Origin of the sequence: Bradyrhizobium sp. CSS354, from assembly GCF_029051725.1 — a bacterium.
Classification (GTDB): domain Bacteria; phylum Pseudomonadota; class Alphaproteobacteria; order Rhizobiales; family Xanthobacteraceae; genus Bradyrhizobium.
Window position 1 is genome coordinate 362,253 of the sequence record NZ_JAACFU010000003.1, and the last position, 25,553, is coordinate 387,805.

Sequence of the window (25,553 nt, forward strand, 5' to 3'; positions counted from 1 at the left end):
CGATGTCGATTGCCGCAGAACGCAAAGCGGAAGTCATCAAGACGAATGCCAACAAGGCCGGCGATACCGGCTCGCCAGAGGTTCAGGTCGCGATCCTGTCGGAACGCATCGCCAACCTCACCAACCATTTCAAGACCCACGTGAAGGACAACCATTCGCGTCGCGGTCTCTTGAAGCTGGTCTCGACCCGCCGCTCGCTCCTCGACTATGTGAAGAAGAAGGACGAGGCGCGCTACAAGGCGCTGCTCGAGAAGCACAACATTCGTCGTTAAGAGTTCTTGCGCGCGCCAACCGGCGCGCGTTTTCGCGCGTGATTTCGAACGAAAGCGTTTGTTTAAAGGTTTTTCGTCGAGGCTGCGTGCGCGTCGGATGCGAGCCGTTGAGGGCGAGCATCCGGGGCATGATGAGCGAACACCGCGCTTCGGTGTTCGCGTTCGTGCCGACTGACAGTCCAGCAGCAATCCGGCGGCTGGGCACAACGGGCAAGGCGCCCGTATGACACGAAGGGATGGACGCCATCCGAAATCCAAAAACCATGGCAGGATCGCAGGACGCTGATCGCCCGCTTCGATCAACGTCCCGCAATCTTGCGCATGGTTTTTGTTTTTCGACCCGTCCTTCTTTCGAGAACCCATGAAAGAAGACCTCTATGTTCAATAAGCATTCAGTCGAGATCGACTGGGGTGGACGCCCTCTCAAGCTTGAAACCGGCAAGATCGCCCGCCAGGCCGACGGCGCCGTCGTCGCGACCTACGGCGAGACCGTGGTGCTCGCCACCGTCGTTGCCGCGAAGTCGCCCCGCGAAGGCGTCGACTTCCTGCCGCTGACCGTCGACTACCAGGAGAAGACCTACGCAGCCGGCCGCATTCCCGGCGGCTATTTCAAGCGCGAGGGTCGTCCGACCGAGAAGGAAACGCTGGTCTCCCGCCTGATCGACCGTCCGATCCGTCCGCTGTTCGTCGACGGCTGGCGCAACGAGACCCAGGTGATCGTCACCGTGCTCTCGCACGACATGGAGAACGATCCCGATATCGTCGCGCTGGTGGCCTCGTCGGCTGCGCTGACCCTGTCGGGCGCTCCCTTCAAGGGCCCGATCGGCGCCGCGCGCGTCGGCTTCGCCAATGACGAGTTCATCCTCAACCCGACGCTCGACGAGATGGTCGACACCCAGCTCGACCTCGTCGTCGCCGGCACCGCGGACGCGGTGCTGATGGTGGAATCGGAAGCCAAGGAGCTGAACGAAGAGATCATGCTCGGCGCCGTGATGTTCGGTCACCGCCACTTCCAGCCGGTGATCAACGCGATCATCGAGCTGGCCGAAAAGGCCGCGAAGGAGCCGCGCGAAGTCACCACGATCGACAATTCGGCGCTCGAAAAGGAAATGCTCGGCATGGTCGAGCAGGAACTGCGCGCCGCCTACGCCATTCCGGTCAAGCAGGATCGCTACGCCGCGGTCGGCAAGGTCAAGGAAAAGGTGATCGCGCACTACTTCCCGGAAGGGCAGGAGCCGAAATACGACAAGCTGCGCATCGGCGGCGTGTTCAAGGAGCTCGAAGCCAAGATCGTTCGCTGGAACATCCTCGACACCGGCAAGCGCATCGACGGCCGCGATTCCAAGACCGTGCGCAACATCGTCGCCGAAGTCGGCGTGCTGCCCCGCGCCCACGGCTCGGCGCTGTTCACCCGCGGCGAGACCCAGGCGCTGGTCGTGACCACGCTCGGCACCGGCGAGGACGAGCAGTACATCGACGCGCTGTCGGGAACGTACAAAGAGACGTTCCTGCTGCACTACAACTTCCCTCCCTACTCCGTCGGTGAGACCGGCCGCCTCGGCGGCACCAAGCGCCGCGAGATCGGCCACGGCAAGCTCGCCTGGCGCGCGATCCACCCGGTGCTGCCGCCGCACCACGAATTCCCCTACACCACGCGCGTGGTGTCGGAGATCACCGAATCCAACGGCTCTTCGTCGATGGCTTCGGTCTGCGGCGCCTCGCTCGCGCTGATGGACGCCGGCGTGCCATTGAAGCGGCCGACCGCGGGCATCGCGATGGGCCTGATCCTCGAAGACAAGCGCTTCGCGGTTCTCTCGGACATTCTCGGTGACGAGGACCATCTCGGCGACATGGACTTCAAGGTCGCCGGTACCGAGCAGGGCATCACCTCGCTCCAGATGGATATCAAGATCGAGGGCATCACCGAGGAGATCATGAAGGTCGCGCTCGGCCAGGCCAAGGATGGGCGTATCTACATCCTCGGCGAGATGTCGAAGGCGCTCACCAATGCCCGCGCCGAGCTCGGCGAATATGCGCCGCGCATCGAGACGTTCAAGATCGCCACCGACAAGATCCGCGAAGTGATCGGCACCGGCGGCAAGGTGATCCGTGAGATCGTCGAGAAGACCGGCGCCAAGGTCAACATCGAGGACGACGGCACCGTGAAGGTCGCCTCCAGCGATGGCGAGGCCATGAAGGCCGCGATCAAGTGGATCAAGTCGATCGCCTCCGATCCGGAAGTCGGCCAGATCTATGACGGCACCGTCGTCAAGGTGATGGAGTTCGGCGCTTTCGTGAACTTCTTCGGCTCCAAGGACGGTCTCGTCCACATCAGCCAGCTCGCCTCGGCGCGTGTGCAGAAGACCTCCGACGTCGTCAAGGAAGGCGACAAGGTCAAGGTCAAGCTGCTCGGCTTCGACGACCGCGGCAAGACCCGCCTGTCGATGAAGGTGGTCGATCAGGAGACCGGCGAGGACCTCGAGGGCAAGGGCGAGAGCCAGCAGCCCGCGCGCGAAGCGGCCGGCGAGTAAATCTCGCTGCCTGCCAGAAACACGAAGGGCGGCCTCGCGGCCGCCCTTTTTGTTTGTGCGCCTTTAGAGTGTTTGCGCGCCTCGGCGATGTGCGATTCCGCCGCAGCATCAAAATGCCTTTGGCTGAAACCGGCAATGCGGCTTGACCCGTAACTGAGCGCACTGCCCGCGCCGCATCTCATCGGCGTCTTCACCCATGAAGCGAAGGAAGTTCAAATGTCATCGATCTCCAGGCGCCATCTCATGCTGGCCGCCACCGGCATTGCGGCGGTCGCCGCCGCCCCGCGTGTGTTCGCTCAAGCCGCGTCACCGGCCGCCGCAGCAGGTCCCTTCATGCTGCCTCCGTTGACCTATCCGACCGCGGCGCTCGAACCGCATATCGACGCGAAGACCATGGAGATCCATCACGACCGACATCACCAGGCCTTCATCACCAACCTCAACAATTTCGCCAAGGACAACCCAGGGATTGCCGACAAACCGATCGGCGACGTTCTCGGCAATCTTGCCGCGGTGCCCGAAGCGATCCGCACCGGCGTGCGCAACAACATGGGCGGCCATGCCAACCACACGATGTTCTGGCAGATCATGGGACCGAACGGAGGCAAGCCGGAGGGCGAAGTGCTGGCCGCGATCGATCGCGATCTCGGCGGCATGGAAAAATTCCAGACTGACTTCAACGCTGCCGGCGGACGGGTGTTCGGCTCGGGATGGGTGTTCGTCATCGTCGACAAGGATGGCAAGCTGGCGATCGAGACGCGGCCGAACCAGGACAATCCCATCATTGACGGCAAGCGCGCTTTGCTCGGCAACGACGTCTGGGAGCACGCCTATTATCTGAATTATCAGAACCGCCGTGCCGACTACCTCAAGGCCTGGTGGAACACGGTGAGCTGGAGCAAGATCAGCGAGCGTTACGCTGCGGCGAAGGGCGGCACGCTCGGGGTGTAGACGCCGCAAATTTCGAGCAAAAAAAGGGCGGCTTCTCAGCCGCCCTTTTCATTACCGCTTGCTGAACTCAGCGATCAAGCCGCGATGTCGTACCGGTCGAGGTTCATCACCTTGGTCCAGGCCTTGGCGAAGTCCTTGACGAACTGCTCCTTGGAATCCGACGTGGCATAGACCTCGGCGTAGGCGCGAAGCTGCGAGTGCGCGCCGAAGATCAGGTCGACGCGCGTCCCGGTCCACTTGACCGCATTGGTCTTGCGGTCGCGGGCCTCATAAGTGCCGTCGGTGCCGGCCGGCGTCCACTGCGTGCTCATGTCGAGCAGGTTGACGAAGAAGTCGTTGCTCAGCGTTCCCACCTTCGAGGTGAGGACGCCGTTCTTCGAACCATTCGCATTGGCACCGAGCACGCGCAGACCGCCGACGAGCGCCGTCATCTCCGGGCCGGTAAGCCGGAGCAGCTGCGCACGATCGACCAGAGCCTCCTCGGGCATCATGAACTGCTGCCGCTTGCCGATGAAGTTGCGGAAGCCATCGGCCCGCGGCTCCAGCGGAGCAAACGAAGCGGCGTCGGTCTGCTCCTGCGAGGCATCCATGCGGCCCGGCGTGAAGCCGACCTTGACGTCGACGCCGGCATCCTTCGCGGCCTTCTCGACCGCGGCGGTGCCGCCGAGCACGATGAGGTCCGCCAGCGAGACCTTCTTCGCACCGGATGACGCGTTGAAGTCCTTCTGGATCGCTTCGAGCTTGCCCAGGACCTTCGAGAGCTGAGCCGGCTCGTTCACCTCCCAATCCTTCTGCGGGGCGAGGCGGATGCGCGCGCCGTTGGCGCCGCCACGCTTGTCCGAGCCGCGGAACGTCGAGGCCGACGCCCAGGCAGTCGAGACCAGCTCCGATACCGACAGACCGGAGGCCAGGATCTTGGTCTTCAGCGAGGCGATATCCTGCTCGCTGGCCAGCTCGTGATTAACGGCCGGGATCGGGTCCTGCCAGATCAGCGTTTCCTTCGGCACCAGCGGGCCGAGATAGCGCTGGATCGGGCCCATGTCGCGATGGGTGAGCTTGAACCAGGCGCGGGCAAAGGCATCCGCGAACTGGTCCGGATTCTCCAGGAAGCGGCGCGAGATCTTCTCATAGGCCGGATCCATACGCAGCGAGAGGTCGGTCGTCAGCATCGTGGGCCGGTGCTTCTTCGACTTGTCGAAGGCGTCGGGAATGATGGCGTCGGCGTTCTTGGCCGTCCACTGTTGCGCACCGGCCGGGCTCTTCGTCAGCTCCCATTCGAAATTGAACAGGTTCTCGAAAAAGTTGTTGCTCCACTTGGTCGGTGTCGTCGTCCAGGTCACCTCGAGACCGCTGGTGATGGAATCGCCCGAGTGGCCCGACGCGTGCTTGCTCTTCCAGCCGAGGCCCTGATCCTCGAGCGCGCCTGCTTCCGGCTCCGGTCCGACCAGCGACGGATCGCCGGCACCATGGGTCTTGCCGAAGCTGTGGCCGCCGGCGATCAGCGCGACGGTCTCTTCATCGTTCATCGCCATGCGGGAGAAGGTCTCGCGGATGTCCTTGGCCGCGGCGACCGGATCCGGCTTGCCGTTCGGGCCTTCCGGATTGACGTAGATCAGGCCCATCTGCACCGCGCCGAGCGGCTCGGCGAGCTGGCGTTCGCCGCTGTAGCGCTCATCGCCCAGCCACGTGCCTTCCGGACCCCAATACAGCTCTTCCGGCTCCCAGACGTCGACGCGGCCGCCGGCAAAGCCAAAGGTCTTGAAGCCCATCGACTCCAGCGCGACGTTGCCGGCCAGCACCATCAGATCGGCCCAGGAGATCTTGCGGCCGTATTTCTGCTTGATCGGCCAGAGCAGACGGCGTGCCTTGTCGAGATTGGCGTTATCGGGCCAGCTGTTCAGCGGCGCGAAACGCTGCTGCCCGGCACCGGCGCCACCGCGGCCGTCGGTGGTGCGATAGGTGCCCGCGCTGTGCCAGGCCATGCGGATCATGAGGCCGCCGTAGTGACCGAAGTCGGCGGGCCACCATTCCTGCGATTCGGTCATCAAAGCGGTCAGGTCCTTGATGACCGCGTTCAGGTCGAGCGACTTGAATTCCTTGGCGTAGTCGAAGTCCTTGTCCATCGGGTCGGACTTGGCCGAATTCTTGTGCAGCATCTCGATGCTGAGCTGGGTCGGCCACCAATCGCGGTTCGCCGGCACACGTTTTCCACCCGAAAACGGGCACTTTGAAGAGTCGTCCATGAATACCTCCTCTGGTGGCGTCGAACTCGCGCCTTTGACCAGGTAGAAGCACTCTAAGCTTCGCGTTCGATCAGGGGAAGTTGACTTTAATGATCGCAGCGATAAGATTTTCTGATGCTAAACCTCACCCTGCGCCAGCTCCGGTACTTCGACGCCCTGGCGCGTCACAATCATTTCGGGCGCGCGGCTGAGTCTTGCTCGATCTCGCAGCCTGCCCTGTCGATGCAGATCAAGGAGCTGGAGGAGGCGCTCGGCGGTCTGCTGCTGGAGCGCAGCGCCCGGCAGGTGGCGTTGACCCGATTTGGCGAGGAGCTCGCGCAGCGCGTCCGCGACATTTTGCGCTCGGTCGACGAGCTTGGCGATTTCGCCCGCGCCTCGCAGGACCGATTCTCCGGACGGCTGCGCATCGGCATGATTCCGACGATCGCGCCCTATCTGCTGCCGACGATCACCAAGAACCTGACGCGCATGCATCCGGAGCTCGACATCCGCGTGCGCGAGACGATGACGCCGCGGCTGATCCAGGAACTGGTGGAAGGCCGGCTCGATACCGCCATCGTTGCGTTGCCGGTGTCCGAGCCCTCGCTCACCGAGGTCGCCCTGTTCGAGGAAAAATTCCTGCTGGTGCGGCCGAGCGCGGATGAGGGCACGCCGGCCCCATCGCGGGAGATGATGCGCGAGATGCGGCTGTTGCTGCTCGAGGAAGGGCACTGCTTCCGCGATCAGGCACTGTCATTCTGCAACATGCAATCGGCACCGCCGCGCGAGATGCTGGATGCCAATTCGCTGTCGACCTTGGTCCAGATGGTCAGCGCCGGCATCGGCGTCACCTTGATCCCGGAGATGGCGGTGTCGGTGGAGACGCGATCGGCCTCGGTCTCGCTCGCGCGCTTCCGCGACCCGCAGCCGTCGCGCACCATCGGCATGGTCTGGCGCAAGACCAGCCCACTGGCGCGGCAGCTGCTGCAAATCTCCGAGGTGGTGTGCCTGTCGGCGGGCAAGGTGCGCGCACGCCCATCCGTGCGCAGCAAGCCGACCTGAGGCCTCGATGTCGCATCCCACCATCCGCCCGGCCCGCGCGGACGAATACGACGAGATCGGCCGTGTCTGGATGGAGAGCTGGGTCTCGACCGGGCTCGGCGAGGCGAGCGAGTTCCTGCTGGCAAACCTGCGTGCACGCGTCCGGCGCGAGATCGAGGACGGCTGGAGCCTGTTCGTCGCCGACGACAGCGGCACGATCGCCGCTATGCTGGCGCTGCATTTGCCAAAACTCTATCTCGACATGCTGTTCGTCGCGCCCGGCTATCAGGGCCAATCGCTCGGCCGCCAATTGCTCGCCTTCACGCGCACACAAATGCCCGACGAGATATATCTGCGCTGCGTCCGCGAGAATGAAAAGGCCTGGCGCTGGTACGAGCGCGAAGGCTTTGTGTTCGAGAAGCAAGAGATCGAGCCGTCGAACGGGTTTGTGATGAAGTATTATCGGTGGCGGCGGCAGGGACGTACCGGATAGGCAGAGATCCCCGGCTGCAGCTTGCGGTTGTCACGATCGCAACCTAATGTGGCGCGTCCGATGACCTCCTGTCGCTGATCCCCTGCCGCTAATCCCCTGGAATCCATGTTTCGATTTGCTGCCTCAGTGCTCGTCCTGCTGTCCTTTCTGGCTCCGGCAGCAGCGCAAACTCCTTCCGCAACCACCGCATCTCCCGCAGCGGCCGCACCGGCAAAACCAGCTGCCAAGAAGCCCGCGAAAGCCAAACCGGTGGCGAAGCAGCCGGTCGCGCTCGAGAGCGGCCCGTGCCGGCTTGGCGTGATCTCGGTGATCGGCGAGCGCTATTCCGTCCAAAAATTCGGGCTGACCATTTTCGAGAACGAGGAGACCGAAGTTCCCATCGACTGGGGTCTCGACGATCTCGTGTTTGCGCGGGTTAAAGCCGCAACGGGTGGCGATCCCGGTATTCGCAGGATCGCCTACCCCAAGGGAACCTTCGAACCCTTTTACAATCCGAAATCGCGATTCATTCCCGATCCTAACGAACGTCTGCCAGCGATCGTGCGCGGCATCACTCCGAACGGGAGCTGCGATCGCTATCTGGTTGCGACCACGTACAAGGGAGAACTTCCGGGCACCCGCCTGATGTTAAACGGCATCGGCACGTTCAATCAGGGGCTCGGAAATCTGATCCGGCATTCGCATTTGTTCGCCAACATCTCGATCAACCTGATCGACGGCAGAAGCTATGAGGAAATCAAGCGCCCCTTTGTGAATTTCGGCGCGAACTTCGCCGCAAGTATGCGACTGACCGAAGACCCGCTGACCAAACTCGACAACTCAATGTTCCCCGACCCGCCCGCGGCAGCTTCGGCCAACGCCGCGTTGCGCGAGAGGACACGAACACTCGTCGCAGACAGGCTCGACCGGGGTCTGCCCGGCTATCTCAAGGAAGACTGAGCCGGAGCATTCTGTACCTGAGCGTAGTGCGTTGCGAATGCGCGGCAAACGCGCCATGAATTGCGCGCTGTTCGCCTCCCGTCGCTGAAAGGTCCGCTCCCATGATCAAGCTCTACTGGTCGCCCCGCTCGCGCTCGTTCACGACGCTCTGGCTGATGGAAGAAAGCGGTCTGCCCTATGAGCGCATGCTGACCGACATTTCGACCGGTGCGCAGAAAGCGCCGGACTATCTGAAGGTCAATCCGATGGGCAAGGTTCCGGCGCTGACCGACGGCGATGCCGCGCTCGGCGAATCCGCCGCCATCTGCGCCTACATTGCCGACCGCTATCCCGAGACCAGGCTGGCGCCAGCCGTGACCGACCCGCGCCGTGCGCGTTACCTGCAATGGCTGTTCTTCTCGCCGGGCTGCATCGAACCCGCCATCATCCAGATCTTCACCAAGATCGAGATCCCGACCTCGACCGCGGCCTGGGGCAGCGCGACGCAGGTCTTCGACGTGCTGGAAGCCGCGCTCGCCAAGGGACCGTGGATTCTCGGCGAGGAGTTTTCGGCCGCCGACATCACGATCGGCTCGGGCCTGAACTTCGCGGTGCGCCTGTTCAAGATGGTGCCGTCGCGCCCGGCCTTCGACGCCTATCTCGCCCGCTGCATGGCGCGGCCGGCGTTCCAGCGCGCGGAGAAGATCGCAGCGGGTTAGTCTTCCGACTTCAAATCATCCGGCCTCGGCATCAGGACGATGTTGTAGCCGGAATCGACATAGTGGATCTCGCCGGTCACGCCGCCGGAGAGATCCGATAACAGATACAGCGCCGAGCCGCCGAGCTCGTCGAGCGTGACGCCGCGGCGAAGCGGCGAATGTTTCTGCATGAAGGCGAACATCGCGCGCGCCTCGCCGATGCCGGAGCCGGCGAGCGTGCGGATGGGACCGGCGGAGATCGCGTTGACGCGGATGCCGCGCGGCCCGAAATCGGACGCAAGATAGCGCACCGAGGCTTCCAGCGCCGCCTTGGCCACGCCCATCACGTTGTAGTTCGGCATCGCGCGTTCCGAGGCGCCGAAGGTCAGCGTGATCATGCTGCCGCCCTCCGTCATCAGCTCAGCGCCGCGTTTTGCCACTTCCGTGAAGGAAAAGCAGGAGATCACCATAGTGCGCGAAAAATTCTCGCGGCTGGTGTCGGCGTAACGGCCCTTGAGCTCATTCTTGTCGGCGAAGCCGATCGCATGGATCACGAAATCCAGCCGGCCCCAGTTTTCGCGCAAGGCCGTGAACGTAGCGTCGACGCTGGCGATGTCCTCGACGTCGCATGGCAGCACCATGTCGACGCCAAGCTGCTCGGCCAGCGGCTTGACACGCTTGCCGAGAGCCTCGCCCTGGAAGGTGAAGGCGAGCTCGGCGCCGTGGGCATGCAGCGTCTTCGCCATGCCCCAGGCGATCGAATGATCATTGGCGATGCCCATGATCAGACCGCGCTTGCCTTTCATTAAACCTTCCATCTCGCAATTACCCTCCGCTCTCCGTCATGCCCGGGCTTGTCCCGGGCATCCACGCTCTTCCGAACCAGTAGCAAAGACGTGGATGGCCGGGACAAGCCCGGCCATGACTAACTATCCGTCGACGACAGTAACGTCACACGTCCAGCCGGCTGAACACCAGCGTGGCGTTGGTGCCGCCGAAGCCGAAGGAGTTCGACAGCACGGTGCCGATCTTGACGTTGTCGATGCGCTTGCGCACGATCGGCATGTCGGCGAACACGGGGTCGAGCTCCTGGATGTGGGCGCTCTCGCAGATGAAACCATTGTTCATCATCAGCAGCGAATAGATCGCTTCCTGCACGCCGGTTGCGCCCAGGGAGTGACCGGTCAGCGCCTTGGTCGCCGAGATCGGCGGGCACTTCTCGCCGCTTCCGAACACCCTGCGGAGCGCGTCGATCTCCGGCGGATCGCCGGCCGGCGTCGATGTCGCGTGCGGATTGATGTAGTCCACCTTGGTCTTCACGGTCGACATCGCCATGCGCATGCAGCGCTCGGCGCCCTCGCCTGATGGTGCGACCATGTCGTAACCGTCGGACGTCGCGCCGTAGCCGACGATCTCGCCGTAAATGCGCGCGCCGCGCGCCTTGGCATGCTCGAGCTCTTCCAGCACCAGCACGCCGGCGCCGCCGGCAATCACGAAGCCGTCGCGGTTGACGTCGTAGGGACGCGAGGCCGTGGCCGGCGTGTCGTTGTACTTCGAGGACATCGCGCCCATGGCGTCGAACAGCACCGACAGCGACCAGTCCAGCTCCTCGCAGCCGCCGGCGAAGATGACGTCCTGCTTGCCGATCTGGATCGTCTCATAGGCGTTGCCGACGCAATGGTTCGAGGTGGCGCAGGCCGACGAGATCGAATAGTTCACGCCCTTGATCCTGAACCAGGTCGCAAGCGTTGCGGAGGCCGTGGAGGACATCGCCTTCGGCACTGCGAACGGTCCGACGCGCTTCGGTCCCTTGGTGCGGGTGATGTCGGCGGCCTCGACGATGGTGCGCGCGGACGGACCGCCGGAGCCCATGATGATGCCGGTGCGAATATTGGAAATTTCGTCAGGCGAAAGACCGGAATCCTGGATCGCCTGTTCCATCGCGACGTGATTCCACGCCGCGCCCTGACCGAGGAAACGCATTGCGCGGCGGTCGACCATCGTCGAAGGATCGAGCGTCGGCGCACCTTGCACCTGCGAACGGAAGCCGAGCTCGGCATATTTCTCAGCCCGCGAAATGCCCGACTTCGCCTCGTGAAGGCTCGCAAGCACTTCCTGGGTGTTGTTTCCGATGGAGGAGACAATGCCCATCCCGGTGACCACAACCCGCCTCATGACAGCCTCGCCTCAATCGTTGTCTTCGTGGTGATGCGCTCAGCCCAGGCTCGTGCCCTGCTTGAACAGGCCGACCTTCAGATCCTTCGCGCGATAGATAATCTGGTCATCGACCGAAAGCCATCCGTCGGCGATACCGAGCACTAGCTTTGAACGCATCACGCGCTTGATATCGATGTTGTACACAACCTTGCGGGCCTCCGGCAGCACCTGGCCGCTGAACTTCAGCTCATTCAGGCCAAGCGCGCGACCGCGACCTTCCCCGCCGCTCCAGCCCAGATAAAAGCCGACCATTTGCCACAGCGCATCGAGCCCGAGGCAGCCGGGCATCACCGGATCGTTCTTGAAGTGGCAGCCGAAAAACCAGAGGTCGGGCTTCACGTCGAGCTCGGCGCGCACCACCCCCTTGCCGAATTCACCGCCGGTCTCGCTGATGTCCGTAATGCGGTCGAACATCAGCATCGGCGGCAGCGGCAATTGCGCATTGCCAGGGCCGAACATCTCGCCGCGGGCACATGCCAGCAGATCTTCATATTCGTAACCGTTGCGCCTGTTCAGCATGCGGAAGCCTTTGTGTTCTAACCCCGATTGAGCGGCGTTTCCGGCGAAAATGGGCCCCATCCTGTTCGAAAAGCAACATCTGCTGCCATTGTCAGACGAGAATACCGAAGGGCCCCGAATGGATAGCGAGCGGCCTTCAATGCCGGGTCGCGCCAAAATCGGTTAAGCGGAACCGCGGGCTCTCTAACACAGGCCATTTCGGGTAGCAAAGCGCTCTCATGAAGGTAAAATGACGGGCCGCCAAGCCGGTTCCCGCGCTAATTAGAACCACTCTAGTTGCGAGAAACTTGCATCTGCATCTATCTCTCCATATATGTTTGAGAACCACAGTGTTCACGCGTGCCCGAAGCTGGAAATGAACGAAAATAACGCGCCCCATCGCGACGACGAGGCCCACGCGGCGGCTCTTATGTCCGGCCGCCAGCCGGCTTTGACCGGTTGCCCGTGGCACGACGTCAACGAAATGCTCCAGTCCGCAGGGCTTCGCCCGACGCGCCAGCGCATGGCGCTCGGCTGGCTCCTGTTCGGCAAGGGTGCACGTCACCTCACGGCCGAAATGCTCTACGAAGAAGCGGCGCTGGCCAAGGTGCCGGTCTCGCTGGCGACCGTCTACAACACGCTGAACCAGCTCACCGACGCCGGTCTGCTGCGTCAGGTCAGCGTCGACGGCACCAAGACCTATTTCGACACCAACGTCACGACCCACCATCACTACTATCTCGAGAACAGCCACGAGCTGGTCGACATCGAGGATCCGCATCTGGCGCTGTCCAAGATGCCGGAGGTGCCTGCGGGTTACGAGATCGCCCGCATCGACATGGTCGTACGGCTGCGCAAGAAGCGCTGAGCTTCGAATCTCGCGTCGTCCCGGCGAAGGCCGGGACACCCATACCGCGTGATTTATCGGTAGACACAGCTATCTGTACCGCGGGACGACTGTGTAACCACCAGTCTTCCTCAAACTACTGCCTGTGGTTATGGGTCCCGGCCTTCGCCGGGACGACAACCAGATCAGTTCACCTGCTCGTCCGAGTAGACGCCCCAGAGGCGCTCCTGCTGGATCCAGCCGTCAAAGCCGTTGCCGAGGACGTGACACCAGTTTGCGGTGCACTTCTTCACCTGTGTGACGACGCCGGCCTGGAGCCTGGCCGCAACCGCGCTGTCGGGATCGGCGCGATCGTAGATCGGCGCGAGGTCGTCCTTGTGCTTCATGGTGACGACAGCGGTACGGCGGCCCGACAGCAGCGAGTGATAGACCCAGCCCTCGGCGCCCTCGGAATCGCGGACCCGGCGCCAGTTCTCGAACTCGGCGGTGATTTCGACCGGCAGGCCGGAGCGGGTGTAGACCCAGGCGACGTCATTGTCCTTGGTCGGGCCGGCGCGGACGTTGACGTGATCCGATTTCAGGCTGACGTAGCGCGGCACCGGGAGGCCCGAGGCCGTCTGGGGTGTGCTGTCCTTTGCCGAATGCCCGGGACTGACCGAAGCGCTCAACCAGGTGCAAACGAGCGCCATCACCGAACAAAAACGCCCCAACGCCATCAACCCGTCTCCTGTCGAAGGTCCGACCGAGCCGGGCCCTCACCCCAAAATTCCAAAACCAGGCCGCTGTCGCCCCTGGCCCGCCCCACGCCGGTGTTCCCGAGCCCTTTACCCGTGGTTCTTGTCTTGGCCCGGCCTTCTGCTAGAGAGGACGGACATCTGAACAACCGGTTTGTCCCGATTTTCCGGCCGGAAATGTCGGGAGAGCTTGAAGGAAACGCCGGGGGACGACACGGCAAGCGCAGTGTCGAACAACCGGGTTAATGAGGCCTCAACGGCCGGCCTTTGGCGACAGAGGCGGCTCGCAACGCCTCATGAGGGCAGGAAATGTCGGTGAAGAAAAAGCCCCTCGTCGTGGTGACGCGCAAGCTTCCGGACTCGATCGAGACCCGGATGCGCGAGCTGTTCGACGCGCGGATCAATCTCGACGACGCGCCGATGTCGCCCGAGCAGATCGCGGAAGCCGCCCGTACCGCCGACGTACTGGTTCCGACCGTGACCGATCACATCTCCGCCGACATCGTCAACCAGCCCGACTGCAAGCTGAAATTGATCGCGAATTTCGGCAACGGCGTCGACAACATCGATGTCGAGGCCGCCCATGCCCGCGGCATCACCGTCACCAACACGCCGAAAGTTCTGACCGAAGACACCGCCGACATGACCATGGCGCTGATCCTCGCCGTGCCCAGGCGGATGATCGAAGGCGCCTCGATCCTGACGGAAGGAAAACCCTGGCCGGGCTGGTCGCCGACCTGGATGCTCGGTCATCGCATCGGGGGAAAGCGCCTCGGCATCATCGGCATGGGCCGCATCGGCCAGGCGGTCGCACGCCGCGCCCGCGCCTTCGGCTTGCAGATCCACTATCACAACCGCCGGCCGGTCGCGCCGAAGATCGCCGAAGAGCTGGGCGCGACCTATTGGGAAAGCCTCGACCAGATGCTGGCGCGGATGGACATCATCTCGGTGAACTGTCCGCACACGCCGGCGACCTACCATCTGCTGTCGGCGCGCCGGCTGAAGCTGATCCGCAAGGACGCCTACATCGTCAACACCGCGCGCGGCGGGGTCACCGACGAGGACACGCTGATCAAGCTGATCGAAGGCGGCGAGATCGGCGGCGCCGGCCTCGACGTCTACGAGCACGAGCCCGCGGTGAATCCGAAGCTGGTGCGGCTCGCCAAGGCCGGCAAGGTGACGCTGCTGCCGCATATGGGCTCGGCCACGATCGAGGGCCGCGTCGAGATGGGCGAGAAGGTGATCATCAACATCCGCACCTTCCTCGACGCGCACAAGCCGCCGGATCGCGTGCTGCCGAGCATGCTCTGAGCATTCAGTGTCTCAGCGCGTTTCGCGCTTGCGCCAGTCGGCGACGAAATCGATGAAGGCCCGCAGCGCCGGCGGCATTTGGCGCCGGCTTGGATAATATAGGAACGGGCCCGGAAACGGCTCGCACCAGTTCTGGAGCAGGCTGACCAGCGCGCCCGACTTCAGGGCTTCGCCGACATAACCATCGAGCGTTGCCCAGATACCGGCACCGTCGAGCGCAGCGCGCATGGAAAGTCCCATGTTGGTCGAGATCAGCTTTGCGGGCGGATCGACCTTCACCAGCTGACCGGCCTTCTCGAACTCCAGATCATGCATGACACCGCTGGAGTAGCGGGCGCGGATGCAATCATGGTCGAGCAGATCCTTCGGATGCTCAGGCTTGCCGCGGCGTCCGAGGTAATCGGGCGAAGCAACCACGACATAGCTCTGCGGTCCGCTCAGCGAGATCGCCACCATGTCCTGCGCGAGATGCTCGCCATAACGCACGCCGGCATCGAAGCCCGCGCTGACGATGTCGACGAACCCGCTCTCGGAGACGATGTCGAGGTCGACCTGCGGATAGGCCTTGAGGAACGGCCCGATCATCGGCGCCAGCACGAGATCGACCGCGGGCGGCGGCGCGTTGATGCGCAGCCGGCCCGAGGCCACTTCGCGCAGGCCGCGGACCTGATCCAGGGCGTCGCCGACATCGCGCAGCGCCGGCGCTACGCGCGAAAGCAGCAGCTCGCCCGCCTCGGTCAGGGCGACGCTGCGGGTGGTGCGGTTCATCAGGCGGACGCCGAGGCGCTCCTCCAGGTCACGTAATCGTTGACTAAGACTCGACACCGACACGCGAATTTCGACCGCCGCACGCCGGAAATTGCGGGTGCGGGCAACCGCCACGAAGACGTCGAGATCACGCAGGTCGGGTTCAGCCATTGTTCGCTAGTGTGAACAAGCCATTCTCGATTGTCCAGCTTATCGGCGCAATCGATCAGGCGCATATCAGGCCTCGTCACGCGGCGCAGTCAGCGCCTTGGAGAGCCATCATGGAACAGCGCAAACTCGGTTCAACCGGCCCCACCGTCTCCGCTCTCGGTCTCGGGTGCATGGGCATGTCCGAGGTCTACGGCCCCGCCGATCGCGGCGAGAGCATCGCCACGATCCACGCGGCGCTGGATGCCGGCATCACCCTGGTCGACACCGGCGATTTCTACGCCATGGGCCACAATGAAATGCTGGTGCGCGAAGCGCTCCAGGACGTGCCGCGCGACAAGGTGCAGATCAGCGTCAAGTTCGGCGCGCTGCGCGGTCCTGCCGGCGAATTCACCGGCATGGACACGAGGCCGGCCGCAACGAGGAACTTCCTGGCCTATTCGCTGCAGCGGCTCGGCACCGACTACATCGACATCTACCGTCCGGCGCGGCTCGATCCCAACATTCCGATCGAGGAGACCATCGGCGCCATCGCCGATCTCGTGAAGGCCGGCTACATCAGGCATATCGGTCTGTCCGAGGTTGGCTCCGACACCATCCGCCGCGCGCATGCCGTGCACCCGATCGCCGATCTCCAGATCGAATATTCGCTGATCGAGCGCGGCATCGAACGCGACATCCTGACGACCTGCCGCGAGCTCGGCATCGGCATCACGGCTTACGGTGTGCTGGCGCGCGGCCTGATCAGCGGCCACTGGTCGAAGGACGCCGGCAAGACAGGCAAGGATTACCGGCTGATGACGCCGCGCTTCCAGGGATCGAATCTCGATGCCAATCTCGCGTTGGTGGAGCAGCTGCGCGCTATCGCCGCCGAGATTGGCGCAACGCCGGCACAGGTCGCGATCGCCTGGGTGGCGGCGCAAGGGAAAGAGATCGTGCCGCTGGTCGGCGCCCGCACCCGCAACCGCCTCAGCGAGGCACTCGGTGCGGCCAAGGTCACGCTGACGCCGGCTCATCTCGCGGTGCTGGCAAAGGCCTTCCCGCCCGATGTCGCCGCCGGTACGCGTTACGCGGCCGAGCAGATGGCGCATCTCGACAGCGAGAAGCCGGCCACGGCGTAGCAGCTGCGATCAGGTGCGATGGGCGCTGAGGTCAGTGATCACAGGCCCATCGCCATTGAGCGGATTGGCTGGATCGCGCGCGTAACGCAGCGTCTCGAAGCGCATCGCGCGCGCATCGATCATCAGGAGACGGCCAACCAGGCCGTCGCCAAAGCCGACGATCTCGCGGATTGCCTCCAGCGCCATCATCGAGCCCATCACGCCCGCGAGCGCGCCCATGACGCCGGCTTCTGCACACGCCGGCACGGTCCCGGGCGGCGGCGCCTCCGGGAACAGGCAGCGATAGGTCGGATTGAATTCGTCCTGCTCGTTCTTCTCATGCGCGCGGATGGTGGTCAGCGAGCCATCGAAGGTGCCGAGCGCCGCCGTGATCAGCGGTCTCTTGGCGAAGAAGCAGGCGTCCGAGGCCAGATAGCGGGTCGAGAAATTGTCGGAGCCGTCGAGCACGAGGTCATAGTCGCCGATCAGCGACAGCGCATTGTCGGCTTTGAGCCAGGTGGCGTGGCCGACGAAGCGGACATGCGGATTGAGCGCCGTGATCCGTTCGGCCGCGCTCTCGACCTTGTGCCGGCCGATATCGGGCGTGGTGTGAATGACCTGGCGCTGGAGGTTCGATAGCGACACCACATCGTCATCGACCACGCCGAGCGTGCCGATACCGGCAGCCGCCAGATACATCAAAGCGGGCGCGCCGAGCCCGCCGGCGCCGATCACCAGCACGGAGGCCCGCTTCAGCGCAGCCTGGCCGGGGCCACCGACATCGCGCAGGACGATATGGCGGGCATAACGTTCGAGTTCGTCCGGGCTCAGCATCGTTATCCTTCGTCCTCTCAACCCTCATGGTGAGGAGCGCGGAACGCGCGTCTCGAACCATGCAGGCCCTGCTATCGCCGGGAGCCATCCTTCGAGACGCGGCCTCGAGGCCGCTCCTCAGGATGAGGGCCTGAGTCTGTGCCTCTATCGCCGGCCTGAACCACCGCAACATTGTTCGCGACCAACGAGATGTGCTTCAATGGCATTGCGTTCAATGGGCTGGCTGGATTTGTCATGAGATCGATGCTTGCGGCAACACTGATGTTTGCGGCTGCGACAGGCGCACACGCCCAGATGACGACACCGCAGATCCCCGGCACCAAGCCAAAGCCGGTCCAGACCGTTCCGATCCGGCCTCCTGCATTGCAGACGCCGGCTGCGACGGCCGATGCCATGGCGCAGGCGGAGCGGCTGTCGCTGCAGTCCGACCTCGCCTGGGTCGGCCAATATAACGGCGCCATCACCGGCGACGTCAGCGCGCGCCTGGTCGAGGCAATCAAGGAGTATCAGAAGGCCAAGGGCGGCAAGCCGACTGGCGTGCTCAATCCGCAGGAACGCGCCGCGCTCGCCGAGACCGCGCGACGAAAGCAGGACAGCGTCGGCTGGAAGATCGTGACGGAGATGACCAGCGGCGCGCGGCTTGGCATTCCCTCAAAACTGGTGCCACAGCAGGCGACCGACGCAACCGGCTCGAAATGGACCTCGCCGACCGGCACGGTGCAGGTGCTGCTCAGCCGGCGCAAGGAGACGAACCCGACCACCGCCAAGCTTGCCGAAGCGGAGAAGAAGGAGCCGGGTCGCAAGGTCGACTACACCGTGGTGAAGCCCGACTTCTTCGTGCTGTCGGGTTTGCAGGGCCTGAAGAAATTTTACGTGCGCGGCACCTCTAGGGGCGATGAAGTCCGCATCATGACGATCCTCTACGATCAGGCGACCGAGAACACGGTCGAGCCGGTCGTGATCGCGATGTCGAGCGCGTTCAATGCATTTCCGTCGGGACCACAGGCCGGGCCGCCGCCGCGCAAGACCGTCGAATATGGCACCGGACTCGTCGTCAGCGACGATGGCGCGATCGTCACCGACCGCCTCGTCACCGATTCCTGTCTCGCGATCACGATCGCCGGCTATGGCAGCGCCGACCGGCTCGCCGAGGACCGGGAACACGATCTCGCGCTGCTGCATATCTACGGCGCCCGCGGCCTGAAGCCGTTCAGCCTCGCCGCCGGCGCGGCGAAGACGGGTGTCGATATCATCGGTATCGCGGATCCGCAGAGCCAGGGCGGAGCCGCCGGTGCGTCGAGCCTCAAGGCGGCGCTGGCATCCGTCGGTGGCGGCGATTCCCCGCTCTCACCGCCGCCGGCTGTCGGATTTTCCGGCAGCCCCGCCATCGACGGCGACGGCAAGCTCGCCGGCATCGCACTGTTGAAGCCGGCGATGGTTGCGGGTCCCGCGACATCGGTACCGGCGTCGCAGGCGGTGATGGTCTCCGCGGAAACCGTACGTGATTTTCTGAAAGCGAATGGTGTCACGGCGAACGGCACCTCGACGGATGCGAAAGCCGCCGTCGTGCGTGTGATCTGCGTGCGCAAGTAACTCTCCTGTCCCGGGCGCGATGCGGCATGAAATGCCGCGCCGCTGAACCAGGATCCGTGCATCCACACCGCATGCAACAAGTCGTGGCCCCGGCTCTGGCAGCGCACCGCTGAAGAAGCGCTGCGCTGCGTCCGGGGCACGAGAGCTAGCTCAGCCGGAACCTGATCCGGCCTGCGCGAGACCACCCGAGATTCCGACCGGCGTGCCGTCCGCACGCCAGCAAGCGGCGCCACTCATGGTGCCGTCGTGGTGGAAGGCGATGCCGTTCATGCCGCCGGCGACGGTTGCGACAGGCTGCACCTTGTGGCCGAGGCGCTCGAGCTTCGCGCGCACGCTCCCCGGCACCTTCTGTTCGACTTCGAGCGCATTGCCCTCGGTCCAGACCCGCGGCGCCTCGACTGCTTCCTGCAAGCTCATACCGTGGTCGATCAGATTAACCAGCGCCTGCATCGCGCTCGGGAAGATTCGTTTTCCTCCGGGCAAGCCCAGCGCGTAGCGCAGCTTGCCGTCACGCAGCGCCATCATCGGCGACATCGAGGTCGTCACCCGCTTGCCCGGCGCCAGCGACAGGGCGTGGCCTGGACGCGGATCGAACAGGTTCATGTAGTTGTTGGCGACGGCGCCGAGGCCCGGGATCATGATCTTGGCGCCGAACAGATTGTTGATGGTCTGCGTGGTCGCAACCACGTTGCCGAACGCATCGGCCGCCGTCATGTGCGTGGTGTGAGCGCCTTCAAGCTGCGACACGCCGGCGCCCCAGCTCTGCGCCCGCGCCGGATCGATCGCAGCGCGGCGTTCCTCGGCATAAGCTTTTGAGGTCAGCCGCTGCACGGGGACGCCGACATAATCCGGATCGCCGCTGGCCGCGGCGCGATCGGCGAATGCGATCTTCAGGACCTCGGCGAGATAGTGGATCGTTTCCGGCGTGCCGAAGCCAAGGCTACCGATGTCGTAACCCTCCAGGATGTTCAGCATCTGCGCGATATGCACGCCGGAGGCCGCAGGCGGCGGCGGGCCAAAGATGGTCCAGCCACGGTAATCGACGCGGATCGGCTGCCGTTCGATGGTCTTGTAGCTGGTGAGATCGTTGCGTCGGATGAATCCGCCGGCCTTTTTCATGTAGTCGACGAGGATGTCGCCAAGCGGCCCCTCATAGAGCGCCTGCTCGCCGTGGTCGGCGATATGCCGCAACGTCTCGGCATATTCGGCCTGCACCACGCGCTCACCGACCTTCAACGGCTCTCCATCAGGCAAGTAAATCGCCGCGATCGGCTTGTCCTTGCGCATCTCGGCGGCGCTCTCGCTGATGCATTCGTGCAGATAGGGTGTCGCCGCATAGCCGCGCGCGGCGTGCTTGATCGCGGGCTGCATGACGTCGGCAAGGCTCATGGTGCCGAAGCGCCGCAGCGTCTCGCACCAGGCTTTCAGCGAACCCGGTGTAGCGACCGCCTTTGGTCCGTTGAGATTTTCATTGCCGACGGTGTCGAACACGTCATGCGCGGAACCCGGCGTGGGGGTGTAGCTGGTGTCAAGCACCGCCCCGGGCACGGTGCTCTGCCCGTCGATGAAACGGTGGCTGCCGTCGGCGAGCCGGATGTGCGCCATGCCACCGCCGATGATGCCCACCATCATCGGCTCGACCACGGTCAGCGTGAACAGGGTCGCGATCGCGGCGTCGATGGCGTTGCCGCCGGCGGCCAGCATCTCCGCGCCGGCGCTGGAGGCCAGTGGATGGTTGCTGACCACCATGCCGCGGCTCGATACCGCGGGCATCTTCTGGCATTCAAAATTCGTCGCCGTCCGGTCGCGCCAGTTTCCGCCCATGCCGCTTGTCCTTAGTTATTCACGGCCGCAAGCACAGCACACGTACGAGTACGGGTCCAGTAATGGTACGGATTCGCTGGCATTTCCGATTCCGCCATCATCGTTACTGCTGATTCGGACCTCCGCGATCCCCTTTGGATCGGGCCGGCACGTCCTGAGCGAGAAGAGCTCAGCATCGAGATCGATGCACGTTCGCGTGGCGTTTCCCGAGACTCGAGCACTCCAAAGGATTGATCTTCAATGCACACGATCGTACTGGCCACCCAAAAGGGTGGCAGCGGCAAGAGCACGCTCGCCATCGGCCTCGCGCTGGCAGCCAAGCAGGCCGGCTTCACCGTCCGCCTGATCGAAACCGACCCGCAGGGCACACTGTCCAACTGGCAGCGCCGCCGCACCGCCGACGATCTCGTCGTCGAGCCGATCTATCACGCCGCCGACATCGAGCCGCGCCTGAAAATGCTGGCCGACAGCGGCCTCCAGCTCGCGATCGTCGATACCGCCGCCGGCCTCAGCGCCGCGACCACCGCTGCGATCCGCCATTGCGACCTCTGCCTGATCCCGGCCCGCCCGAGCGTTGCCGACATCGAGGCGACGGTTTCGACGCTGAGCGTCGCGCGCGCCTGGAAGCGGCCTTACAGCTTCGTGCTGAACCAGACGCCGATCCGCGGCCAGCGCATCGATAACGCTGCCAACACCCTCGCCGAGGAAGCAGCCCTCGATCTCGCCGAGGTGCTCGCGCGTCCCCTGATCGTGATGCGCAACGACCACCAGGATTCGCTCGCAAGCGGCCTTGCGGTCAGCGAGTTTGCGCCGAACGGCAAATCGACCGAGGAGATCCGCGGCCTTTGGCATTGGATCGAGACCCGGCTCGAGCTCGCCGCCACCACCAATGTCTTGATCGACCAGGTTATCGCGGCCGCGGACGGAATGTTGCACGTCGCCGCCGAGCTTGCGGCCGACGAGACCACGACACTGGCGTCCTGAGCGGGCAATCGCTCAGACGGCAGCCGGCCCTTCACCATCCGGAAGGACCTTAGCGACGAAGCAATCCGGCCACCAGCCCGGCCGGATTGCTTCGCTTCGCGCTTGTGAGAACGCTCTATCGTGCCGTCATTGCGAGGAGCCCTTGCGACGAAGCAATCCAGATTGTTTCGTCGGAAAGATTCTGGCTTGCTTCGCTGCGCTCGCAATGACGATCGTGGTGGGCTCGTCATCCTCGCAGAAGCTCGCGGCCTCTGGGTTACGAGCCTGATTTTCACTTCTGACATTTCGGACACCAGAAGGTCGACCGGCCGTTCTGCGTAAAACGCTTCACTGTGCCGCCGCATCGCGGCGTGCTGCATTTCTCGCCCTCGCGGTCATAGACCTTGAACGAGTGCTGGAAATAGCCGAGCTCGCCGGAGGTCTGACGGTGGTCGCGCAATGATGATCCGCCGGCCTTGATCGCGTCATTCAACACGGTGTGGATCGCGCCGACCAATCGCTTTGCGTGGTCCGTCGTCTCGCCCTTTTTTGTCGACAGCGTCGCGGCGATCCGGCGCGGCGACAGATGCGAACGATGCAGGGCTTCGCAGACATAGATATTGCCGAGCCCGGCGACCACGCGCTGATCGAGCAGCGCGGCTTTCAGGCTCGTGGTCTTGCCGGCGCAGGACCGCGCCAGCATCGCGGCGTCGAATTCGTTGCCGAGCGGCTCGGGGCCGAGCCCCCGCAGCAGCGGCTCCTCGTCGAGCGCACTGCGCGCGATCACTTTCATGTAACCGAAGCGGCGCGGGTCGTTGAAGATGATGTCGGCGCCGGAGGACATCCGAAACAGCACGTGGTCATGCGTGGAGTCCTTGGCTCGCGGATAGTGAAACTCGCCGGGCGCCGCCTCGTTGTCCGGCTTGATGACGCGAAACGAGCCTGACATGCCCAGATGCATCAACAGCACGTCGCCGGAGGCGAGATCGGCCATGAGATATTTTGCACGGCGCCCGAGCCCGGTGACGACCTGTCCCTTCAGTCGGGCCACGAAATCCGGCTGGAAGGGAAAGCGCAAATCCGGCCTGCGGGCCTCCGCGACGAGGATTTTCGCACCCTCCATGACAGGCTGAAGGCCGCGGCGGACGGTCTCGACTTCGGGCAATTCGGGCATGGTCAGGCATTCACCTTATCAGGGCGGTGTGATAGCGCCATTGCGGCGGGCGCGCTATGGTCCGCCTCGTGGAGTAGAGTAATGGATCGGCCGGGCGAAACCACGCATTTTGGCTTCAGGGACGTTCCCCTGGGCGACAAGCAGACGCTGGTGAACGATGTGTTTCACAGCGTGGCGTCGCGCTATGATTTGATGAACGATTTGATGTCCGGCGGACTGCACCGGGTCTGGAAGGACATCATGATCACCGCGCTCGACCCGCCGCGAGGCGACCGGCCGTTCGCGCTGCTCGACGTTGCCGGCGGCACCGGCGACATCTCGTTCCGCGCCGCCAAGGCCGCAGGAGTGGGCTTCCATGCCACCGTCTGCGACATCAACACCGAGATGCTGGCGGTGGGCCGCGAGCGTGCCGCAAAGCGGCATCTCGAGACCCGGGTCGATTTCGTCGAGGGTAATGCCGAAGCGCTCGCCTTCGCCGATCGCAGCTTCGACGCATATACGATAGCTTTCGGCATTCGCAACGTGCCGCGGATCGATCTCGCACTGGAAGAGGCGTATCGCGTGCTCAAACCAGGCAGCCGCTTCCTCTGTCTGGAATTCTCCACCGTCGAGATGCCCGGGCTCGACCGCCTTTATGACCTGTTCTCGTTCAAGGTGATCCCGCCGCTCGGCCGCATGATCACGGGTGACGCCGAGTCCTACCAATATCTGGTCGAGTCGATCCGCAAATTCCCAAGACCCAACGCCTTCGCCGACATGATCCGCGACGCCGGCTTCGCCCGCGTGAACTGGCAGATATTGTCCGGCGGCATCGTCGCACTGCATTCGGGCTGGCGTTTGTGATCTCTGCCATAACCCATAGTGCGCGCCTGATGCGCGCCGCGTTCGTATTCGCGCGCGAGGGCGTGTTCGGCGCCGTCGATCCGAGCCTGGTCCCGCCGCACGGACAGCTCGCGCTGAAACTTGCGCGCCTGATCGAACGGCGCGGTCCGAAGCATGGCCCGCGGCTGTCGCGCGCGCTGACCCGGATGGGCCCGGCCTATCTCAAACTCGGACAATTTCTGGCGACCCGCCCCGACGTCGTCGGCGTCCTCATGGCGCGCGACCTTGAAAGCCTTCAGGACCGCCTGCCACCGTTCTCGCAAGCCGAAGCGGAAGTTGCGATCGCAACGTCGCTGGAACGGCCGCTGACCGATGTGTTCGCGAGCCTTAGTGCGCCGGTCGCAGCCGCCTCGATCGCACAGGTGCATCGCGGCGAAGTCCTGCGCGACGGCATCCGCAAGGCAGTCGCCGTGAAAGTGCTGCGCCCCAACGTGGCCGCACGCTTCCGCCGCGACCTCTCCGACTTCTTTTTTGTCGCACACAAGGCCGAATCCTATTCGTCCGAGGCGCGGCGCCTGCGCCTCATCGAGGTCATCAACACCATGTCGCGTTCGGTCGCGATGGAGATGGACCTGCGCCTCGAGGCCGCGGCGCTGTCGGAGATGGCGGAGAACACGCGCGACGATCCTGATTTCCGCGTGCCGACCGTCGACTGGGACCGTACCACGCATAACGTGCTGACCATGGAGTGGATCGACGGCATCGCGCTGAACGATCACAAGCGCCTCGCAGAGTCGCAGGTCGACCTGCCCGATCTCGGCCGCAAGGTGATTCAAAGCTTCCTGCGCCACGCGCTGCGCGACGGCTTTTTCCACGCCGACATGCACCCGGGCAATCTGTTCCTGGATGACGCGGGCCGCCTCGTCGCGGTGGATTTCGGCATCATGGGCCGGCTCGGCATGAAGGAGCGGCGCTTCCTCGCCGAAATCCTGCTCGGCTTCATCACCCGCGACTATCGTCGTGTCGCGGAAGTGCATTTCGAGGCGGGTTACGTGCCCGCGCATCACTCGGTCGAGAACTTCGCGCAAGCGATCCGCGCCATCGGCGAGCCCATTCACAACCGCACGGCGGAAGAGATCTCGATGGCGCGGCTGCTGACGCTGCTGCTCGAGGTCACCGGCCTGTTCGACATGACCACGCGGCCCGAGCTGATCCTGCTGCAGAAGACCATGGTGGTGGTCGAGGGCGTGGCGCGCGGCTTCGATCCGAAGCTCGACATCTGGAAGGTCGCCGACCCCGTGGTGCGGGAATGGATCGAGCGCAATCTCGGACCGATCGGCCGGGTCCAGGGCGCAATTGCGGGCGGCGGCGATCTCGCGCGCATCCTGATGCGTCTGCCTGACATCGCCGAGCGCTCGGTTGCGGTGCTCGAACAGCTCGAGACCATGACGCGGGATGGCATCCGGCTGTCGCCGGAAAGCATCGCGGCGATGGGCCGCAGCGAGGGTCGCAAGAACCGTTGGCGCACCGTGGCGCTCTGGATCATCGCCGCGACCTTCATCGGCATCCTGATCGCCGTCCGGAATCTGTGATTG

At 64.1% G+C, this 25,553-nt stretch carries 23 protein-coding genes; 14 read left to right on the forward strand and 9 right to left on the reverse strand.

Going from position 1 to position 25,553, the window contains the following annotated elements; translation table 11 throughout:
• Positions 1-2: 2 nt before the first annotated feature.
• The 3 genes from rpsO (at position 3) to GWG67_RS08705 (ending at position 3,754) form a co-directional block, all read left to right on the forward strand.
• The gene (gene rpsO, locus GWG67_RS08695) at positions 3-272 is read left to right on the forward strand and encodes a 30S ribosomal protein S15 (protein WP_007598346.1); all 270 of its coding nucleotides are present in this window, start codon (positions 3-5) and stop codon (positions 270-272) included.
• A 377-nt stretch (positions 273-649) separates the two neighbouring features.
• Entirely contained in the window at positions 650-2,803 is a 2,154-nt protein-coding gene (gene pnp, locus GWG67_RS08700; protein WP_007603907.1) for a polyribonucleotide nucleotidyltransferase, read from the forward strand.
• A gap of 216 nt (positions 2,804-3,019) precedes the next feature.
• Positions 3,020-3,754: a superoxide dismutase gene (locus GWG67_RS08705; RefSeq protein ID WP_275168778.1), complete on the forward strand. Its 735-nt coding sequence runs from the start codon at positions 3,020-3,022 to the stop codon at positions 3,752-3,754.
• Between the two features lie 74 nt (positions 3,755-3,828).
• Here the strand turns inward: GWG67_RS08705 and katG are convergent, their stop codons facing one another.
• Positions 3,829-5,997: a catalase/peroxidase HPI gene (gene katG / locus GWG67_RS08710; RefSeq protein ID WP_275168781.1), complete on the reverse strand. Its 2,169-nt coding sequence runs from the start codon at positions 5,995-5,997 to the stop codon at positions 3,829-3,831.
• Between the two features lie 114 nt (positions 5,998-6,111).
• Between katG and GWG67_RS08715 the strand changes: the two genes are divergently transcribed.
• The 4 genes from GWG67_RS08715 to GWG67_RS08730 all read left to right on the forward strand — a co-directional run bounded on the left by GWG67_RS08715 (position 6,112) and on the right by GWG67_RS08730 (position 9,147).
• The gene (locus GWG67_RS08715) at positions 6,112-7,038 is read left to right on the forward strand and encodes a hydrogen peroxide-inducible genes activator (protein ID WP_275168783.1); all 927 of its coding nucleotides are present in this window, start codon (positions 6,112-6,114) and stop codon (positions 7,036-7,038) included.
• 7 nt (positions 7,039-7,045) lie between these two features.
• Complete coding sequence (locus GWG67_RS08720) at positions 7,046-7,510, forward strand: GNAT family N-acetyltransferase (RefSeq protein WP_275168784.1); 465 nt, start codon at positions 7,046-7,048, stop codon at positions 7,508-7,510.
• A gap of 126 nt (positions 7,511-7,636) precedes the next feature.
• A complete protein-coding gene (locus GWG67_RS08725) occupies positions 7,637-8,449 on the forward strand; it encodes a hypothetical protein (protein ID WP_275168786.1) in 813 nt (270 codons plus the stop codon).
• A 101-nt stretch (positions 8,450-8,550) separates the two neighbouring features.
• Positions 8,551-9,147, forward strand: coding sequence for a glutathione S-transferase family protein (locus GWG67_RS08730; RefSeq protein ID WP_275168788.1), 597 nt, complete (start codon positions 8,551-8,553; stop codon positions 9,145-9,147).
• Here GWG67_RS08730 and fabI read toward each other — a convergent pair.
• From fabI to fabA, 3 genes are all read right to left on the reverse strand, one after another.
• Positions 9,144-9,944 (reverse strand): enoyl-ACP reductase FabI, encoded by an 801-nt coding sequence (gene fabI, locus GWG67_RS08735; protein WP_275168790.1) that lies wholly within the window; start codon positions 9,942-9,944, stop codon positions 9,144-9,146. The genes GWG67_RS08730 and fabI overlap by 4 nt on opposite strands.
• A 133-nt stretch (positions 9,945-10,077) precedes the next feature.
• Positions 10,078-11,301: a beta-ketoacyl-ACP synthase I gene (gene fabB, locus GWG67_RS08740; protein WP_275168792.1), complete on the reverse strand. Its 1,224-nt coding sequence runs from the start codon at positions 11,299-11,301 to the stop codon at positions 10,078-10,080.
• Positions 11,302-11,340: 39 nt separating this feature from the next.
• Positions 11,341-11,862 (reverse strand): bifunctional 3-hydroxydecanoyl-ACP dehydratase/trans-2-decenoyl-ACP isomerase, encoded by a 522-nt coding sequence (gene fabA / locus GWG67_RS08745; protein WP_007603915.1) that lies wholly within the window; start codon positions 11,860-11,862, stop codon positions 11,341-11,343.
• Positions 11,863-12,217: 355 nt separating this feature from the next.
• Between fabA and irrA the strand changes: the two genes are divergently transcribed.
• Positions 12,218-12,709 (forward strand): iron response transcriptional regulator IrrA, encoded by a 492-nt coding sequence (gene irrA, locus GWG67_RS08750; protein ID WP_275168795.1) that lies wholly within the window; start codon positions 12,218-12,220, stop codon positions 12,707-12,709.
• Positions 12,710-12,873: 164 nt separating this feature from the next.
• Here irrA and GWG67_RS08755 read toward each other — a convergent pair whose 3' ends face one another.
• Positions 12,874-13,404, reverse strand: coding sequence for an SH3 domain-containing protein (locus tag GWG67_RS08755; RefSeq protein ID WP_211395128.1), 531 nt, complete (start codon positions 13,402-13,404; stop codon positions 12,874-12,876).
• A 327-nt stretch (positions 13,405-13,731) separates the two neighbouring features.
• Between GWG67_RS08755 and GWG67_RS08760 the strand changes: the two genes are divergently transcribed.
• On the forward strand, positions 13,732-14,733 hold the full coding sequence (locus tag GWG67_RS08760; RefSeq protein ID WP_275168796.1) for a D-glycerate dehydrogenase: 1,002 nt from the start codon (positions 13,732-13,734) through the stop codon (positions 14,731-14,733).
• Positions 14,734-14,745: 12 nt separating this feature from the next.
• Here GWG67_RS08760 and GWG67_RS08765 read toward each other — a convergent pair whose 3' ends face one another.
• Positions 14,746-15,651 carry a LysR family transcriptional regulator gene (locus GWG67_RS08765; RefSeq protein ID WP_275168798.1) on the reverse strand — a complete coding sequence of 302 codons (906 nt, stop codon included), beginning with the start codon at positions 15,649-15,651 and terminating at the stop codon, positions 14,746-14,748.
• A gap of 110 nt (positions 15,652-15,761) precedes the next feature.
• Between GWG67_RS08765 and GWG67_RS08770 the strand changes: the two genes are divergently transcribed.
• On the forward strand, positions 15,762-16,769 hold the full coding sequence (locus GWG67_RS08770) for an aldo/keto reductase (protein WP_275168800.1): 1,008 nt from the start codon (positions 15,762-15,764) through the stop codon (positions 16,767-16,769).
• 9 nt (positions 16,770-16,778) lie between these two features.
• Here GWG67_RS08770 and GWG67_RS08775 read toward each other — a convergent pair whose 3' ends face one another.
• The gene (locus tag GWG67_RS08775) at positions 16,779-17,582 is read right to left on the reverse strand and encodes a molybdopterin-synthase adenylyltransferase MoeB (RefSeq protein ID WP_275168802.1); all 804 of its coding nucleotides are present in this window, start codon (positions 17,580-17,582) and stop codon (positions 16,779-16,781) included.
• A 234-nt stretch (positions 17,583-17,816) separates the two neighbouring features.
• Here GWG67_RS08775 and GWG67_RS08780 point away from each other — a divergent pair, with 234 nt between their 5' ends.
• The gene (locus GWG67_RS08780) at positions 17,817-19,175 is read left to right on the forward strand and encodes a serine protease (protein ID WP_275168804.1); all 1,359 of its coding nucleotides are present in this window, start codon (positions 17,817-17,819) and stop codon (positions 19,173-19,175) included.
• A gap of 150 nt (positions 19,176-19,325) precedes the next feature.
• Here the strand turns inward: GWG67_RS08780 and ggt are convergent, their stop codons facing one another.
• Positions 19,326-20,999 carry a gamma-glutamyltransferase gene (gene ggt, locus GWG67_RS08785; protein ID WP_275168807.1) on the reverse strand — a complete coding sequence of 558 codons (1,674 nt, stop codon included), beginning with the start codon at positions 20,997-20,999 and terminating at the stop codon, positions 19,326-19,328.
• Between the two features lie 240 nt (positions 21,000-21,239).
• Here ggt and GWG67_RS08790 point away from each other — a divergent pair, with 240 nt between their 5' ends.
• Positions 21,240-21,983: a ParA family protein gene (locus tag GWG67_RS08790; RefSeq protein WP_275168810.1), complete on the forward strand. Its 744-nt coding sequence runs from the start codon at positions 21,240-21,242 to the stop codon at positions 21,981-21,983.
• Between the two features lie 271 nt (positions 21,984-22,254).
• On the opposite strand, the gene mutM is transcribed toward GWG67_RS08790, so the two are convergent.
• Positions 22,255-23,136, reverse strand: a complete 882-nt coding sequence (gene mutM / locus GWG67_RS08795; protein ID WP_275168811.1) for a bifunctional DNA-formamidopyrimidine glycosylase/DNA-(apurinic or apyrimidinic site) lyase — start codon at positions 23,134-23,136, stop codon at positions 22,255-22,257.
• Positions 23,137-23,217: 81 nt separating this feature from the next.
• On the opposite strand from mutM, the gene ubiE reads away from it, so the two are divergent.
• Positions 23,218-23,979: a bifunctional demethylmenaquinone methyltransferase/2-methoxy-6-polyprenyl-1,4-benzoquinol methylase UbiE gene (gene ubiE, locus GWG67_RS08800; protein WP_275168813.1), complete on the forward strand. Its 762-nt coding sequence runs from the start codon at positions 23,218-23,220 to the stop codon at positions 23,977-23,979.
• Positions 23,976-25,550, forward strand: coding sequence for a 2-polyprenylphenol 6-hydroxylase (gene ubiB / locus GWG67_RS08805; RefSeq protein ID WP_275168815.1), 1,575 nt, complete (start codon positions 23,976-23,978; stop codon positions 25,548-25,550). Before ubiE ends, ubiB begins: the two co-directional genes overlap by 4 nt.
• Positions 25,551-25,553: the final 3 nt, after the last annotated feature.

What these genes read in the sequence shown, in the direction of transcription:
- rpsO (WP_007598346.1), top strand. Translation starts at nt 3, where the DNA reads ATGTCGATTGCCGCAGAACGCAAAGCGGAAGTCATCAAGACGAATGCC.
- pnp (WP_007603907.1), top strand. Translation starts at nt 650, where the DNA reads ATGTTCAATAAGCATTCAGTCGAGATCGACTGGGGTGGACGCCCTCTC.
- GWG67_RS08705 (WP_275168778.1), top strand. Translation starts at nt 3,020, where the DNA reads ATGTCATCGATCTCCAGGCGCCATCTCATGCTGGCCGCCACCGGCATT.
- katG (WP_275168781.1), bottom strand. Translation starts at nt 5,997, where the DNA reads ATGGACGACTCTTCAAAGTGCCCGTTTTCGGGTGGAAAACGTGTGCCG.
- GWG67_RS08715 (WP_275168783.1), top strand. Translation starts at nt 6,112, where the DNA reads ATGCTAAACCTCACCCTGCGCCAGCTCCGGTACTTCGACGCCCTGGCG.
- GWG67_RS08720 (WP_275168784.1), top strand. Translation starts at nt 7,046, where the DNA reads ATGTCGCATCCCACCATCCGCCCGGCCCGCGCGGACGAATACGACGAG.
- GWG67_RS08730 (WP_275168788.1), top strand. Translation starts at nt 8,551, where the DNA reads ATGATCAAGCTCTACTGGTCGCCCCGCTCGCGCTCGTTCACGACGCTC.
- fabI (WP_275168790.1), bottom strand. Translation starts at nt 9,944, where the DNA reads ATGGAAGGTTTAATGAAAGGCAAGCGCGGTCTGATCATGGGCATCGCC.
- fabB (WP_275168792.1), bottom strand. Translation starts at nt 11,301, where the DNA reads ATGAGGCGGGTTGTGGTCACCGGGATGGGCATTGTCTCCTCCATCGGA.
- fabA (WP_007603915.1), bottom strand. Translation starts at nt 11,862, where the DNA reads ATGCTGAACAGGCGCAACGGTTACGAATATGAAGATCTGCTGGCATGT.
- irrA (WP_275168795.1), top strand. Translation starts at nt 12,218, where the DNA reads ATGAACGAAAATAACGCGCCCCATCGCGACGACGAGGCCCACGCGGCG.
- GWG67_RS08755 (WP_211395128.1), bottom strand. Translation starts at nt 13,404, where the DNA reads ATGGCGTTGGGGCGTTTTTGTTCGGTGATGGCGCTCGTTTGCACCTGG.
- GWG67_RS08760 (WP_275168796.1), top strand. Translation starts at nt 13,732, where the DNA reads ATGTCGGTGAAGAAAAAGCCCCTCGTCGTGGTGACGCGCAAGCTTCCG.
- GWG67_RS08765 (WP_275168798.1), bottom strand. Translation starts at nt 15,651, where the DNA reads ATGGCTGAACCCGACCTGCGTGATCTCGACGTCTTCGTGGCGGTTGCC.
- GWG67_RS08770 (WP_275168800.1), top strand. Translation starts at nt 15,762, where the DNA reads ATGGAACAGCGCAAACTCGGTTCAACCGGCCCCACCGTCTCCGCTCTC.
- GWG67_RS08775 (WP_275168802.1), bottom strand. Translation starts at nt 17,582, where the DNA reads ATGCTGAGCCCGGACGAACTCGAACGTTATGCCCGCCATATCGTCCTG.
- GWG67_RS08780 (WP_275168804.1), top strand. Translation starts at nt 17,817, where the DNA reads ATGAGATCGATGCTTGCGGCAACACTGATGTTTGCGGCTGCGACAGGC.
- ggt (WP_275168807.1), bottom strand. Translation starts at nt 20,999, where the DNA reads ATGGGCGGAAACTGGCGCGACCGGACGGCGACGAATTTTGAATGCCAG.
- GWG67_RS08790 (WP_275168810.1), top strand. Translation starts at nt 21,240, where the DNA reads ATGCACACGATCGTACTGGCCACCCAAAAGGGTGGCAGCGGCAAGAGC.
- mutM (WP_275168811.1), bottom strand. Translation starts at nt 23,136, where the DNA reads ATGCCCGAATTGCCCGAAGTCGAGACCGTCCGCCGCGGCCTTCAGCCT.
- ubiE (WP_275168813.1), top strand. Translation starts at nt 23,218, where the DNA reads ATGGATCGGCCGGGCGAAACCACGCATTTTGGCTTCAGGGACGTTCCC.